At 69.9% G+C, this 13,779-nt stretch carries 9 protein-coding genes; 5 read left to right on the top strand and 4 right to left on the bottom strand.

Features of this window, described 5'->3' with window-relative positions; all coding sequences use genetic code 11:
* Window positions 1-148: 148 nt before the first annotated feature.
* On the top strand, window positions 149-2,848 hold the full coding sequence (locus ACIQMV_RS21470; RefSeq protein ID WP_402594696.1) for a M4 family metallopeptidase: 2,700 nt from the start codon (window positions 149-151) through the stop codon (window positions 2,846-2,848).
* On the opposite strand, the gene ACIQMV_RS21465 is transcribed toward ACIQMV_RS21470, so the two are convergent.
* The gene (locus ACIQMV_RS21465; RefSeq protein ID WP_402594694.1) at window positions 2,845-3,801 is read right to left on the bottom strand and encodes an EamA family transporter; all 957 of its coding nucleotides are present in this window, start codon (window positions 3,799-3,801) and stop codon (window positions 2,845-2,847) included. The genes ACIQMV_RS21470 and ACIQMV_RS21465 overlap by 4 nt on opposite strands.
* Before the next feature lie 40 nt (window positions 3,802-3,841).
* Here ACIQMV_RS21465 and ACIQMV_RS21460 point away from each other — a divergent pair, with 40 nt between their 5' ends.
* The 4 genes from ACIQMV_RS21460 (at window position 3,842) to ACIQMV_RS21445 (ending at window position 10,194) form a co-directional block, all read left to right on the top strand.
* Window positions 3,842-4,369, top strand: coding sequence for a MarR family winged helix-turn-helix transcriptional regulator (locus ACIQMV_RS21460; RefSeq protein ID WP_402594692.1), 528 nt, complete (start codon window positions 3,842-3,844; stop codon window positions 4,367-4,369).
* Window positions 4,370-4,523: 154 nt separating this feature from the next.
* Window positions 4,524-4,982: a DUF6174 domain-containing protein gene (locus ACIQMV_RS21455; RefSeq protein ID WP_402594690.1), complete on the top strand. Its 459-nt coding sequence runs from the start codon at window positions 4,524-4,526 to the stop codon at window positions 4,980-4,982.
* A 674-nt stretch (window positions 4,983-5,656) separates the two neighbouring features.
* Window positions 5,657-9,112, top strand: a complete 3,456-nt coding sequence (locus tag ACIQMV_RS21450) for a ThuA domain-containing protein (RefSeq protein WP_402594688.1) — start codon at window positions 5,657-5,659, stop codon at window positions 9,110-9,112.
* A gap of 353 nt (window positions 9,113-9,465) precedes the next feature.
* The gene (locus ACIQMV_RS21445; RefSeq protein ID WP_401781370.1) at window positions 9,466-10,194 is read left to right on the top strand and encodes a sugar phosphate isomerase/epimerase family protein; all 729 of its coding nucleotides are present in this window, start codon (window positions 9,466-9,468) and stop codon (window positions 10,192-10,194) included.
* A gap of 617 nt (window positions 10,195-10,811) precedes the next feature.
* Here the strand turns inward: ACIQMV_RS21445 and ACIQMV_RS21440 are convergent.
* From ACIQMV_RS21440 to ACIQMV_RS21430, 3 genes are read right to left on the bottom strand one after another with little or no spacing between them, the layout of a single operon-like run.
* Window positions 10,812-11,654, bottom strand: coding sequence for an ABC transporter ATP-binding protein (locus ACIQMV_RS21440; protein ID WP_402594686.1), 843 nt, complete (start codon window positions 11,652-11,654; stop codon window positions 10,812-10,814).
* Window positions 11,651-12,670, bottom strand: coding sequence for an ABC transporter substrate-binding protein (locus ACIQMV_RS21435; protein WP_141365065.1), 1,020 nt, complete (start codon window positions 12,668-12,670; stop codon window positions 11,651-11,653). Before ACIQMV_RS21435 ends, ACIQMV_RS21440 begins: the two co-directional genes overlap by 4 nt.
* 37 nt (window positions 12,671-12,707) lie before the next feature.
* On the bottom strand, window positions 12,708-13,571 hold the full coding sequence (locus tag ACIQMV_RS21430) for an ABC transporter permease (protein ID WP_402594684.1): 864 nt from the start codon (window positions 13,569-13,571) through the stop codon (window positions 12,708-12,710).
* Between the last annotated feature and the right edge of the window lie 208 nt (window positions 13,572-13,779).

Raw genomic sequence — 13,779 nt, 5'->3', positions numbered from 1 at the left:
CACGGCATATTTGCGTCGGGGCTGATCCCTTGTACGCGGAACGGGCCGTACCGAACCATCGAGCTCACCGAACGCGTGGGACCGTGCACCCCGCGTACAGGTGCGATTTCACGTATCCGTGCAAGATGGAGAGGTTCCCGTGTTCCCCATGAGGACAAGAGGTCTCCGCCGGGCTCTGGCCACCGGAGTGGTCGTCGCGGCCACCGGAGCGTCGCTGCTGGTCACACCGGCCTGGGCCGAGGACGGGGCACCGCAGCCCGCGAACGTCACCGCCGACCGGGTACCGGTGGCGCCGGCCATGACCGAGGGCCTGGACAAGGCCACCCGCAAGGGGACGCCCGCCGAGGCGGCCCGCGCGCACCTCAAGGCCCATCAGGACAAGTACAGGGTCCCGGTCTCCGACCTGCAGACTCTGAAGACCACCAAGGTCGGCAAGCAGTCCACGGTCCGCTTCCGGCAGAAGCACGACGGGGTGCCGGTCTTCGGCGCCGAGTACGCGGTGCAGACCGAGCCGGCCGACGGCGGCCAGAAGGTCCTCTCCGCCACCGGCACGCTGTACACCGGCCTCACCGTCTCCACCACCCCGAAGGTCACCGAGGCCACCGCCAGGCAGCGGATGTTCTCGCTGGACTCGCGCCTGGGCACCGTCCGGGGCGCCAAGACCGCCGAGCACGGCCTCGTCGTCCTGCCCAACTCCCATGGCGGCACGCTGACCTGGCACTTCACCGTGACCGGCGCCCGGGCTGACGGCAGCCCGGTGCGCCAGGAGCTGTATGTCGACGCGAACGTCGGCGGCATCACCCTGTCGTACAACAACATCGACGCGGCCGACGCCGCGCCCGTGACGGCGACGGGCGTGCGCGTGGACGGCAGCGAGGTGCAGCTGAACGCCAACCAGGAGGCGGACGGCTCGTACACCCTGGCCGACTCCACCCGCGACATGTACGCGCGGACCGGCGGCCAGATACGCACCTACGACGCTCAGCGCAAGAACTACACGCTCGTCGCGGGTGGCCCGGTCACCGACGACGTCCCGCTGGTGAAGTCCTCCACCGGCCGCTTCGACGGCGCGAACATCACCTCCGGCGCGGTCGACGCCCACGTCAACGCCGCCAAGGTCTACGAATACCTCAAGAACCAGCTCGGCCGCGACGGCGTCGACGGCAAGGGCGGCAGCATCCACTCGGTCGTCAACGTCGCCAGCAACGGCAAGGACTATGCCAACGCCTTCTGGGACGGCTCCAAGATGGTGTACGGCCACATGAACGGCGTGCCGCTGTCGGTGGGCCTGGACGTGGTCGGCCACGAGATGACGCACGGCGTGACCGAGCACGCCGCCGGACTCGTCTACCTCAACCAGTCGGGCGCCCTCAACGAGGCCATCTCCGACTACTTCGGCAACGCCATGGAGACCGCCGACAAGGGCATCGCCATGAGCGACCCCACGTCCGGCCTCGTCGGCGAGTACCTCTGCAACGGCACCAAGCCGCTCGCGGACTGCGCCCTGCGCGACCTGAACGACGGCCGCAACGCGCAGAAGGACTTCCTGCCCATCACGCTCGACATCGACAACGGGGGAGTGCACTCCAACTCCACCATCGTCGGCGGCGCGCTGTGGGACATCCGCAAGAACATCGACACCAAGCTCGCGGACCAGATCGTCTACCGGGCCGCGGAGAACTACCTCACCCCGCTGTCCGGCTTCAGCGACATGCGCAACGCGGTCACCCTCGCCGCCAAGTCCATGAAGGTCTCCACGGCCGACCTCGCCGCGATCGACAAGGCCTTCGACGCCCACGGCATCGAGCAGGGCTGGGAGCGCAAGGGCGGCACGCACGACGCCACCACCATCGGCGCCAACGTCCTGCCCGCCTACGAGGTCTACGGCGGCGTCGACGAGCAGGCCGCCCAGATCAAGGGCGACGTCTACGCCATCAGCCACGGCGATGCCATCGCCTGGGACCAGGGCGGCGCCGCGTTCGGCATCACCGTGGGCCGCTTCTCCAAGCACCCGCAGCACGAGCTGGCCCAGAAGGACGCCTACCTGCTCGACCCGTCCCTCGACAGCGACCGCGTCGTCTTCACCCGGATCGCCGCCGACGGCGTCGGCATCTACCAGTCCGGCGACAAGGGTCAGGGTGAGATCAAGAAGCTGGTCGACGAGCCGGGCGTGGACGAGACCGAGCCGGTCACCGAGAACGGCGCCCTCGCCTACATCCGCACCACCTCCGACGGCGAGCAGGACGTCATGCTCCGCAAGGCCGACGGCACCACGGTCAACGTGACGCCCGAGCCCGGCACCCAGGCCTCCCACCTCGCTATGAAGAACGGCACCATCGCCTGGGCCGGCGGCGACGGCACCTACCTCTACCTCTACAACATCGCCACCGGTACCACGCAGAACAAGCGGATCGGCGGCTTCCTGTTCAACTACATCTCGGACATCCAGCTCACCTCGGACCGCGTCTTCTACCGTGTGACGAACGGCTTCCTGATCCCGAGCACCACGCTGGGCTCGGCGCCGGTCAACGACGTGACCCAGATGGCGAACCTGCGCTACCCGTCGAGCCTCTACGCCGCCCAGTTCTCCGTGAACGACAACTACCTGGCGTACTCGACGTACAGCATCTGGGGCGCCCTCGGCTCCTGGGACGGCCCCACCAAGGTGAAGGTCGCCAAGACCTCCGATGTGCTGGCCGGCCTGAACGACTTCAGCCGCGTCTCCTGCTCCTCCGGCTCGCAACTGGCCCCGTCCCTCGGTGACGGCCGACGCGTCGTCTGGCTGGACACCACGGCCGCCACGACGGACGTCGTGACCCGCGAGACGTTCGCCAACACCTGCGCCTAGCCTCTGTGGCAGTACGGCGCTGAGGGCGGCCACCGCTGCGAGCGGTGGCCGCCCGCGTCATGCCGATCGTCCGGTCGGGGAGGCGCCTGACCGCTGCCGCGTCGGCCCGCGCGCGTGGGCCGGCCCAGGAGGACTCCGGCCAGGACGAGTACCAGCCCGCACAGTTGCTGGACCGTCAGCACTTCCCCGGCGACCGCAGTGCCGAGCAGTACACCCGTGACGGGGTTGAGCAGTCCGATCAGTCCCACTGTTCCCGCGGGCAGGTGCCGCAACCCGGTGAACCAGGCGGTGAAGGCCAGAGCGGTGGAGACCAGGGCGACGTAGCCGAACGCCAGGAGCGCCGGTGTGTGGAGCGCGGGCGGAGGGCCCTCCGCGACCGCGGCGACCGGCAGCAGGAACAGGCCTCCGGCGGTGAGCTGCCAGGCGGTCGAGGCGAGCACGTCGGCGCTGGCGCTCCACCGCTTGGCCAGGATGTGGCCGAAGGCCGACACGAGCATGGCGGCGGCCGAGGCGAGGATCCCGGGCACGCTCATCCCTCCCACCCCCGTGAGCAGCATGAGACAGACCCCGCCGAGCCCGATCGCGGCGCCGGCCAGGTGTGAGATGCCGGGCCGCTCGGAGACCAGGGCCCAGGCGATGAGCATCATCGCCAGCGGGGACACCGCCATGACGGTCGAGGCGACGCTCGTCGGGAGCAGCTGGGAGGCGGCGTAGACGAGCACGAAGAACACGCTCACGTTGAGCAGCCCGAGCAGGGCGGACCGCCACCACCAGGCGCCGCGTGGCCGCTGCCGGCACAGGGCCAGCAGGGCGAGGCCGGCGGGCAGTGCCCGCAGGGCGGCCCCGAAGAGCGGGCGGTCGGCCGGCAGGAACTCGCGGGTGACGAAGTAGTTGGTACCCCAGGCCACCGGAGCGACCGCGGTCAGTGCCACCCAGCGAAGATTAGTTTCCATGGAAGGCAATATAGCTTCCATGGAAGCTAGTATGGTGTCCATGGACGATCCGCAACCGCTGGACCGCGTGGCCCGCATCCAGGCCGACTGGCGCCGCGAACGGCCCGACGTCGACGTCACCCCGCAAGGAGTGATCGGCCGGCTGCACCGCCTGGCCGGCCGGCTCACCGAGGAGCTCTGTCTCGTCTACGGCCGCTACGGTCTCGGCGAGGGAGAGTTCGACGTCCTGTGCGCACTGCGCCGCGCCGGCGAGCCCTACGAAAGGGCCCCCGGTGAACTCGCCGCGTACACCATGGTCACCACCGGCGCGATCACGAAGAGAGTCGACCGTCTCGAACAGGCCGGACTCGTCACCCGCCGCCGTTCCGGCGACGACCAGCGTGGCCGGATCGTCGCCCTCACCCGCGCCGGGCGCGAGCTGATCGACCGCGCCTTCACCGACCACATGCGCAACGAACGCCGGCTGCTGGATCTGCTGACGCCCACCGAGGCCGAGGCACTCGAAACGCTGCTCACCACCTGGCTCGCCCGCATGGAGGATCCGCGCCCTTCCGGCGACGGCGAATGACCCGCCGCGTCCCGGACGGCCGGTGGTGTCCGCCGGCTCGGGCATCGGAATGTCTCCGGGCGGCCTGGACCGACCGTCGTGCCCGCTCCGGGGCTGGAACCGGATCAACGGTGACACCGTCGAAGGGCCGACTGAGCTACGGGGAGGCCCCTTCATGACGAGAATCCGCACGCACCTGCTCGTCGCGTCCGCTGGGCTTGTCCTCGCCGCGGTCGGCTGCGGGACAGGGTCGGCACCGACCGCCGAAGGGGCTCCCCAGGTAGAGCCGGTCCGATGGTCCGAACCGGACCGGTACTCCTTCCGGCTTCTCTCCGAGTCCGGAGAACGGGGTGACCTCGGGGACTACCGGATCACGGTGGAGAACGGCAAGGTCGTCAAGGCGATCGGCCTCGACGAGTCGGCGCGGCGTACCGTCAAGGACAATCCACACAACGTCCCGACCCTGGGCGGTCTCCTCACCCAGGTCCAGGAGGCGCGCGCAGATCACGCCGAAGTCGCGCACACGGTATTCGCCGCAGACGGCCACCCCACCGAGGTCCACATCGACTGGCGGAAGAACGCCGTCGACGACGAGGCCGACTACTACGTCACTGAATACCGCGAACTCCCCTGACCGTGTGTGACGAGGTCCCGGGGCCCCGCCGTGGGCCTTCGGCCGTTCCTGGTCCGACACGGACCGGGGATTCTCGCCGGGCGAGCTGTTCCCCTCGTCCTCCTGGAGGGTGATCCGGGCTATTGCTCGCGTTTCGGCTCCGCGCCCGGTGGTGGCCCGGGCTTCCGAGAGCCGTCCCTGCGTATCCCGGACGGTGCCTTCCCGGCCATCAGGCTCCCTGAGTGCGAGCCATGGATGACGGGGACGCTGGTCTGTGCGGAGCCGTCCCGGCGGCATGACGCGGTCGGCCTCCGTGACCTCAACGCACAGTGACCCGAGCGCCGATACGCCCCTTGTGAAATGACGCGCCGTTCGGATGCCGGTCCAGGCGGCGCGGTGTCGCCGGGCTCAGTGGCTGGCAGAACGAGTACGCGTCCGCGAGGTCGAGGACGACGAGGGCAGGCGCCTGCCGCGGACCCTCCGCAGGGGTACTGGGGCGGCGATGACCTGGCGGCGGGCACGGATGGTGCCGCTGTCCGCCCTCGCGCACGCTCCCGCCGTCTCTGCTCGCACGCAACACACGTACCGTCCGGCCCCGTTGACCGCCCCGCGAAGGGAACCTACTCTGAGCGGCGCAACTCAGTAAGCGCTTTCCATGTCCCGTAGGCAGTTTTCTCACTCGCACCGGGAGCGCCATGAGTCCACTGGTCCGCAGCACTCGGTCCCCCCTTCCCGTCCTCGCTGTACTCCTCGCCCTCCTTCTCGCCTGGGCCGTGGCCGCGTCGCCACCGGCGCACGCCGACCCGCAGTTCCGGGTCCTGGTCTTCTCCAAGGTGACCAACTTCCGTCACGACTCGATCCCCGCCGGTGTCGAGGCGATCAAGAAGATGGGAGCGGAGAACAACTTCGAGGTCGAGGCGACCGACGACTCGGCTGCCTTCACCGACGCCAACCTCTCCCGCTTCCAGGCGATCGTGTTCAACAACACCAACTCCACGCCGGAGTCCGGCGACCTGCTCGACGCCGACCAGCGCGCCGCTCTCCAGACGTACATCCGCGGCGGTGGCGGCTGGGTCGGCCTGCACTCGGCCTCCGCCAGCGAGCGCGACTGGGACTGGTACGGCGACCTGGTCGGCGCGGTCTTCGACCAGCACCCGGCCGTCCAGACCGGCCGGATCAAGGTGCTCGACCAGGCGCACCCCTCCACCGAGGGACTCCCCGACCTGTGGGAGCGCACCGAGGAGTGGTACAACTGGCGCCTCAACCCCACCGGCAAGGTCCACACGCTCGCGCAGATCAAGCAACGTGACGGCATCACCGGCCTGACCCAGGGCGTCGACCATCCGTGGTCCTGGTGCCAGAACTACGACGGCGGCCGGTCCTGGTTCACCGCCGGCGGCCACGACCCCTCCGCCTTCTCCGAGCCGCTGTTCGTCAAGCACCTCCTCGGCGGCATCGAGTGGGCGGCCGGGGCCAGGCCGGGCGACTGCTCCGCCACCAAGACCGGCAGTTTCCAGCGCAGCCCGCTGGTCACCGACGGCCTGGCGGACCCGTTCGAGCTGGCCGTCGCGCCCGACCGCAGGGTCTTCTTCATCGAGCGCACCGGCAAGCTGAAGGTCGTCGACCAGGAGAACCTGAAGGTCACCACCGCCCTGGACTTCGAGTACACCCCCGAGATGACCAGCCAGTCCGACGGACTGCTCGGCCTCACCCTGGACCGCCACTTCGCCGACAACAACCGGCTGTACCTGCTCTACTCGGACAAGACCGAGAAGCACCTCAACCTCTCCCGCTTCACCGTGTCCGGCTCCACCGTCGACCCGGCGTCCGAGAAGCGGCTGCTGACGATACCGACCTGGCGCGGCGAGGGCCGGGCCAACTCGCACATGGCGGGCTCACTCGCCATGGACACCAAGGGCAACCTGTACGCGGCGACGGGCGACAACACCGACCCGTTCGAGTCCGATGCCTTCGCCCCGATCGACGAGCGCGAGGGCCGCCGCGCCTGGGACGCGCAGGGCACCGCGGGCAACACCAACGACCTGCGTGGCAAGGTCCTGCGGATCCACCCGGAGGACGACGGTACCTACACCGTGCCCGAAGGCAACCTCTTCGCGCCCGGGACGGACAAGACCCGCCCCGAGATCTACGTGATGGGGATGCGCAACCCGTTCCGGATCACGATCGATCCGCACGACGACGCGCTGATGATCGGCGACTACGGTCCGGACGCCAAGGCGGAGGTGCCCGACCGCGGCCCCGAGGGCACGGTCGAGTTCAACCGGGTCACCAAGGCCGGCAACCTCGGCTGGCCGTACTGCATCGGCGACAACATCCCGTTCAACGACTACGACTTCGCGACGAAGACGTCCGGCCCGAAGTTCGACTGCGGCGCGCTCGTGAACGACTCGCCGAACAACACCGGCCTGCGCGAACTGCCGCCCGCCCAGCCGGCGGTGGTGTCGTACGCGTACTCCGCCTCGAAGGACTTCCCCGAGCTCGGCGCGGGCGGCGGCGGCCCGATGGGCGGGCCCGTCTACGCGTACGACAAGGACAACCCGTACAAGGCCAAGTTCCCCGCCTACTTCGACAAGAAGTGGTTCACCTACGAGCTGACGCGTCAGTGGTTCAAGACCTTCTCGTTCCAGCAGCAGGACCAGTCCTTCGAGAACTCCCGCTTCCCGGACGCCGAGAAGGGCGACCTGCTGTCGATCAACTCCGTCTTCGCCGACATGAAGTGGAACCAGCCCTTCGAGGCGGAGTTCGGCCCCGACGGCGCCCTCTACGTGATCGACTTCGGTCTCGGCAGCGGAACCGGGCGCGGCGGCAGCAACGAGGGGTCGGGCATCTACCGCATCGACTACGTCCAGGACGGACGGCTGCCGACCGCGAAGGCGGCGGCCGGCCCGGACAACGGTCCCGCGCCGCTGACGGTGAAGTTCTCCAGCGAGGGGTCGGGCGTGCCGGACGGGAAGCCCGTGACATACGCCTGGGACTTCGACGGGAACGGGACCGTCGACTCGACCGAGGCCAACCCCACGCACACCTACCGCGACAAGGGCGTGTTCACCGCCCGCCTCACGGTCACCGGTCCCGGAGGGCTGGAGGCCGCGGCGGTGAGGGAGATCACCGTCGGCAACACCCGGCCCGAGGTGACGATCCAACAGCCGCCGAACGGAGGGATGTTCGCCTTCGGTGACACCATTCCCTTCCGGGTCAAGGTCAAGGACCCGGAGGACGGCACGATCGACTGCGAGCGTGTGGTCGTGCAGTCCCAGCTCGGCCACGACACGCACCTGCACCCGCTGGACAACTACACCGGGTGCGAGGGCGAGATCGTGACCGACACCGGTGACAGCCACGGCCCGGGCCAGAACCTGTACGCCGGGATCAGCGCGCAGTACGAGGACAAGGGCGCCCCGGGAGCACCGGCCCTCACCGGCTCCGCGGCGCTGACGCTGCGTCCCACGTTCCGCGAGGCGGAGCACTACACCGCCACCGGCGGCGCCAACGGCGGCGCGCAGATCGGGGACCGGGCCGACGCCTCCGGCGGCAAGCGGCTCGTCGAGATCGAGGACGGCGACTGGATCAGCCTCGACCCGGTTCACCTGAAGGGCATCGACTCGGTGACCGTCGGTGCGGCGTCCGGCGGCATCGGCGGTGACGTGGAGTTCCGGGCGGGCTCGCCCACCGGCAAGCTCCTCGGCACGGCCCACATCCCGAGCACCGGTGGCTGGGGCAACCTCGTCTCGCCGACGGTTGATCTGGCCGACCCGGGCGGGACGACGAAGCTGTACGTCGTCTTCCGCAACCCGGAGTGGACGGCCGACAAGGCGGACCTGCTGGCTCTGGACTGGCTGCACTTCAACGGTCCCGGCGTCCAGCGGCGGCCCGCGGGCAGCGTGGCGGTCACGGCCTCGCCGTCGCAGGGCGCCGCGCCGCTGGCCATGTCGCTCAAGGGCACGGCGAGCCTTCAGGCCGGGCGGACCGTGAAGTCCTACCACTGGGACTTCGGTGACGGCAGCAAGACGGCGGACACGGCGACGGTCCAGCACACCTACGCCCGCAAGGGCAGCTACACCGCCCACCTCACCGTCACCGACGACAAGGGACACACGACAACAGGAGCGGTCCGGATCAGCGTGAGCTGACGGTCCGGAGCGTGCGGCCCGTACGGCCCCCGCCGCACAGGCCGGTGGCCGGGCTCGAAGGAGCCCGGCCACCGCGCAAGGCCACACGGCAACCAACCTTCTTCGCTCCCCACCAACCCACCGCTCATCGGAGGCGACAGCACATGGACGGCGCACAACGGCACGCAACGCGCACCATGGGATCGACGTCCGCGCACGCGCCCGGACCCGGCCGGCGGTTGTTCCTCGGCGGCCTGCTCGGCGCCGCGGCGGCAGCGGCGACGGCCGGCACGGCGAGGGCGGCGACCGGCCCCGCCGCGAGCGCCTCGGCCGGGACCGGGCAGACGCGGCGGATCCCGCCGAGCGCGATCGGCATGCACCTGTACACCATGCGCGACCCGCTGGCGCGGGACTTCGAGGGCACCCTCGAGGAGTTGGCGGCCATCGGCTACGCGACCGTCGGAGTGAGCGGCCGCCACGGGCACAGCGCCGCCGACATACGGCGGATGCTGGACGCGACGGGCCTGAAGGCGGTCCTCGAACACGTCGGATACGAAACGGTCACCGGCAGCGGTCTGCCACAGGCCCTGGAGGACATCCGTACGCTCGGCGGGAAGTGGATCGTCGTACCGAGCCTGCCGAACTCCCTGCTCTCCCCGGATGGCTACCGGGAGGCCGCGCGCAAGCTGAACCAGGCGGGGCTGACGGCCCGCGGGGCCGGGCTGAAGGTGCTCTTCCACAATCACGAGCCGGACCACAGGACGGTCAACGGGCAGACGCTGTACGACATCCTGCTCGCGGAGACCGATCCGCACCTCGTCGGCTTCGAACTGGACCTGTACTGGGCGGCGAAGGGCGGTGCCAAGGACCCGGCCGACTACTTCACCGAGAACCGGCACCGCTTCCCTGCCCTGCACGTCAAGGACATGGCCCCGGACGGCGACTTCGCCGACGTCGGCTCCGGCGTCCTGGACTTCCCCCACATGTTCGGCTCGGCGCGACGAGGCGGCGTCAAGCAGTGGCTGGTCGAACACGACAACCCGGCCGACCCCTTCGCCTCGGCCCGCACCAGCTACGAGTACCTGCGGAACGTGCGCTTCTGACCCGCGGCCCGCGACCCCGTGGCCTGTCCGGTCCAACTCCCGGCAGACCACGGGGCGTCGCCGTTCCGGCGGCAGAGGGTTCGCTTCCCCGCCCGGCTGCGAGACGGAGCCCGGCGACGGGCCGGTGTCGCCGCGGCCGGTGCCCGCTCGTCGTACGACCGGCCGGCCGTCCTCACGGCCGAAGAGCCCGTCGGCGCGGGCCGGCGGGACGACGAGCGCGGCCGGGGTGCCACGGCTGGTCTCACCACGGCGTGGATTCCGCGGTGCGCCGGACCTTGGCCCCAGCGGTCCCGAGGGCTGCTCGCCGCGAGAGCCGGGCCGGAACCGAAGCCGGCTCCGGCCCGGGCGGCTCGGTCCACACCTGCGGCGCGTGCGCCGGAACGGATCGGCTCACCCCGCTCGTCGACGACGACCCGGCCGGGGACCGCAAGCCGTCACGCCCGCTCCGGACCGGGCCGCCCGCGCGGCCGCGGGCGGTACACCGCCGACGGCCCGTGCATACGTGCCGCACCGGTCCGGCCTGCCCGTCGCGTCCCCCGTCGCACAAGGGGCGGTGCCTTCGGCAGCCGAGGCCGAAGGCACCGCCGGGTCGTGCCGGGGCGGACGCCCGGCGCCCCTCAGTCGGCCGCCGAGGCCGCGCCCAGCAGGGTTCGGACACGGGCCGCGGCGCGGCGGAACTCCGGGCGGCTCATGGTGTCGGTGTAGTCACGTTCCGGCGGCAGACCGACGTCGATGACCTCGGTGATCGTGCCGGGCCGTGCGCTCATCACCGCCACGCGGTCCGCCAGGTAGGCCGCTTCGGAGATCGAGTGGGTGACCAGCAGGACGGTGGTGCCGGTCTCCCGCCAGATGCGGTTCAGTTCGACGTTCATCTGCTCGCGGGTGAGCGCGTCGAGGGCGCCGAAGGGCTCGTCCATGAGCAGCACCGGTGGCTCGTGCAGCAGCGCTCGGCACAGCGCCACGCGCTGCTGCATGCCGCCGGACAGTTCGTGCGGGTAGGCGTCCTCGAAGCCGGTCAGGCCGGTCATCTCGATGAGCTCGGCGGCACGGGCGCGGGCCCGGTCGGCGGACATCTTCCGCATCTCGGCCTGGAGAAGGATGTTCCGCCGGACCGTGCGCCATTCGAGCAGCGCGGCACGCTGGAAGACGTACCCGATGTCGGGGCGGGGCGCGGTGACGTCCTCGCCGTGCAGCCGGACGGCGCCCGAGGACGGCCGCAGCAGGCCCGCGACGAGCTTGAGCAGGGTCGACTTGCCGCACCCGGACGGTCCGACGATGGCGACGAACTCACCTGGCGCGACGTCGAGCGAGACTTCCCGCAAGGCGGTGACGTCCCTCTTCTTCGTACGGAACCGCACCTGCACCGCGTCGAGTTCGACGGCCGTGGACGACTCGGCGGCGGACGGCTGCCGACCGGCGTCCGCCCGCGGCGTGCGGATGGTCTTCTCTGCCACAGTCATCCCTTCGGGGCCGCGCTGGTGTCCCAGTACTCCGAGACCGGCTTGGCGTTGCGGACCATGCCGACCTGGGCGAAGAGGTCGACGGTCTTCTGCCAGTCCGCCTCGGTGTTGACGCCCGGGGCCCTGCCCTGGGTGGCGTCGGTGTGCAGCAGGGTCAGCGTGGTGGCGAACTGGTCGGACAGAACCTTCTCGGGGGGCAGTTGGCCGGATGCGCCCGCCATCGAGGCGACGGCGGGACCCGGACTCTTCTCCGCCGCGGCCCACGCCTCGCTGGTGGCCTGGGCCATGCGCTTGGCCAGGTCGGGGTCGCTCGTGAGGGTGCGCTGCCCGGCGATCAGGCCGTTGGAGTAGAAGTTGAGCCCATGCTCGGAGAAGCGCAGGTAGGAGACCTTCTTGCCGGCCTTGTTCTGCATGGTGGGGCCCTGGTCGCTGGCGTATCCGAGCAGCGCGTCGGTCTGGCCGGAGATCACCGCGGCGATCTTGCCGGCCGGGTCGGTGTTCTGGATCTTCACGTCGGACTCGGCGATCCCGTTCTTCTCGAGGAAGACCGGGAAGGTCCTGGACAGGGCGTCACCGGCGGTTCCCGCGATCGTCCTGCCCTTGATGTCCGAAGGTTTGTCGATGCCCTTGTCGGCGAAGAACTGCACGGACGCCGGGGTGGTTTGAAGGAACACGCCCAGGCTCTTGACCTTGACTCCCTGGTCCACGCCCGCGAGGACGGCCGGGGTGTCCGCCCAGCCGAAGTCGGTCTGCCCGGCGGCAGTGGCCTGCACGGTCTTCTGCGAGCCCTGTCCGGCCCGGATCTGGAGGTCGATGCCGTGCTTCTCGTAGATCTTCTGCTGCTTGCCGTAGTAGAACGGCGCGTGCTCGCCGTAGGGATACCAGTTCAGCGTGAGCGTGACCTTGTCGAGTTCCTTGCCCGACGCGCTCGTGGTCTTGTCCGAGCCCTCGCCGCCGCAGGCGGTGGCGAACAGCAGCAGCGGGACGAGGACGGTGGGCAGTCTGCGCAGGTGCATGGTTCGGCCCTTCTCGGAGCGGGAGCGGGAAGTTGCCTCAGTACGCGGTGCTGACGGCGTCGCCCCGGCGGCTGGCGTGCCAGGGGAGCAGGAGCTTCTCGGCGATTTCCACGATCACGAAGAGGACGACACCGATCAGCGACATCACCAGGAGTCCGGCGAAGAGCATCGGGGTGTCGAGATTGCCGTTGGCCTGGAGGATCACATAGCCGAGACCTTCGTTGGCACCGACGAACTCGCCGACGACCGCACCGGTGACCGCCAGCGTGACGGCCACCTTCAGACCGGAGAACAGGTGCGGGAACGACGCCGGGAAGCGGATCTTGGCGAAGGTCTGCAGCGCGCTCGCGCCCATGGTCTGGGAGAGCTGGATCATTTCGGGGTCCACCGACTTCAGGCCGGTCACCATGGAGATGACCACCGGGAAGAAGGCGATGAGCACGGCGATGAGGATCTTCGGCGCGATACCGAAGCCCAGCCACACCACGAACAGCGGCGCGATGGCGATCTTCGGGATCACCTGGGCGAACAGCAGGATGGGATACAGCGTCCTCTCGACGGTCGACGAGTAGACCATCGCCACGGCCGCGAGGACGCCGACGCCGACCGCGATCACAAAGCCCAGCAGTGTCTCGTACGTGGTCACCCAGCTGTGGTGCCAGAGGTATCCGCTCTTGGTGGCCATCAGGTCCAGGGTCGCGCCCGGCGACGGCACCAGGTAGGACTCGACCAGGTCGGCGGCCGAGACGGCCCACCAGGCGACGAGGCAGACGAGGAGCAGGGCGAACGGCCGCCATGCCCGCTCCACCGCCTCGCCGAGCCGTTCGGCCGCGCCGCGCTGCGCGCGCTCCTTGACTCCCGCCGGGGGAGCGGGAGTTCGGCGGATGGCGCTCTGGCTCATGAGTGAACTCCTCTGACGTCGGGTTGTGCCGGGAAGGAGTCGCAGGGGGTTGGTGAAACGCCTGGTAGTATCGGAAACCGCTTCCAGAAAGCGCTTTCTGCTATGCTCTGCCACGTTAGGGACAGCGCGTACGAATGGTCAATAGGGCGTCAAGAGGTTTCCGGACCTCGGCGCGCCCGTGGCCCTGTGCGATCTGGGGGTGCCGTGA

Source organism: Streptomyces sp. NPDC091412, assembly GCF_044756885.1.
Classification (GTDB): domain Bacteria; phylum Actinomycetota; class Actinomycetes; order Streptomycetales; family Streptomycetaceae; genus Streptomyces.
The sequence above is the reverse complement of the archived record's forward strand: the minus strand, read 5'-3'. Positions and strand labels throughout refer to the sequence as shown.

What these genes read in the sequence shown, in the direction of transcription:
- ACIQMV_RS21465 (WP_402594694.1), bottom strand. Translation starts at nt 3,801, where the DNA reads ATGGAAACTAATCTTCGCTGGGTGGCACTGACCGCGGTCGCTCCGGTG.
- ACIQMV_RS21460 (WP_402594692.1), top strand. Translation starts at nt 3,842, where the DNA reads ATGGACGATCCGCAACCGCTGGACCGCGTGGCCCGCATCCAGGCCGAC.
- ACIQMV_RS21435 (WP_141365065.1), bottom strand. Translation starts at nt 12,670, where the DNA reads ATGCACCTGCGCAGACTGCCCACCGTCCTCGTCCCGCTGCTGCTGTTC.
- ACIQMV_RS21440 (WP_402594686.1), bottom strand. Translation starts at nt 11,654, where the DNA reads ATGACTGTGGCAGAGAAGACCATCCGCACGCCGCGGGCGGACGCCGGT.
- ACIQMV_RS21455 (WP_402594690.1), top strand. Translation starts at nt 4,524, where the DNA reads ATGACGAGAATCCGCACGCACCTGCTCGTCGCGTCCGCTGGGCTTGTC.
- ACIQMV_RS21445 (WP_401781370.1), top strand. Translation starts at nt 9,466, where the DNA reads ATGCACCTGTACACCATGCGCGACCCGCTGGCGCGGGACTTCGAGGGC.
- ACIQMV_RS21450 (WP_402594688.1), top strand. Translation starts at nt 5,657, where the DNA reads ATGAGTCCACTGGTCCGCAGCACTCGGTCCCCCCTTCCCGTCCTCGCT.
- ACIQMV_RS21470 (WP_402594696.1), top strand. Translation starts at nt 149, where the DNA reads ATGAGGACAAGAGGTCTCCGCCGGGCTCTGGCCACCGGAGTGGTCGTC.
- ACIQMV_RS21430 (WP_402594684.1), bottom strand. Translation starts at nt 13,571, where the DNA reads ATGAGCCAGAGCGCCATCCGCCGAACTCCCGCTCCCCCGGCGGGAGTC.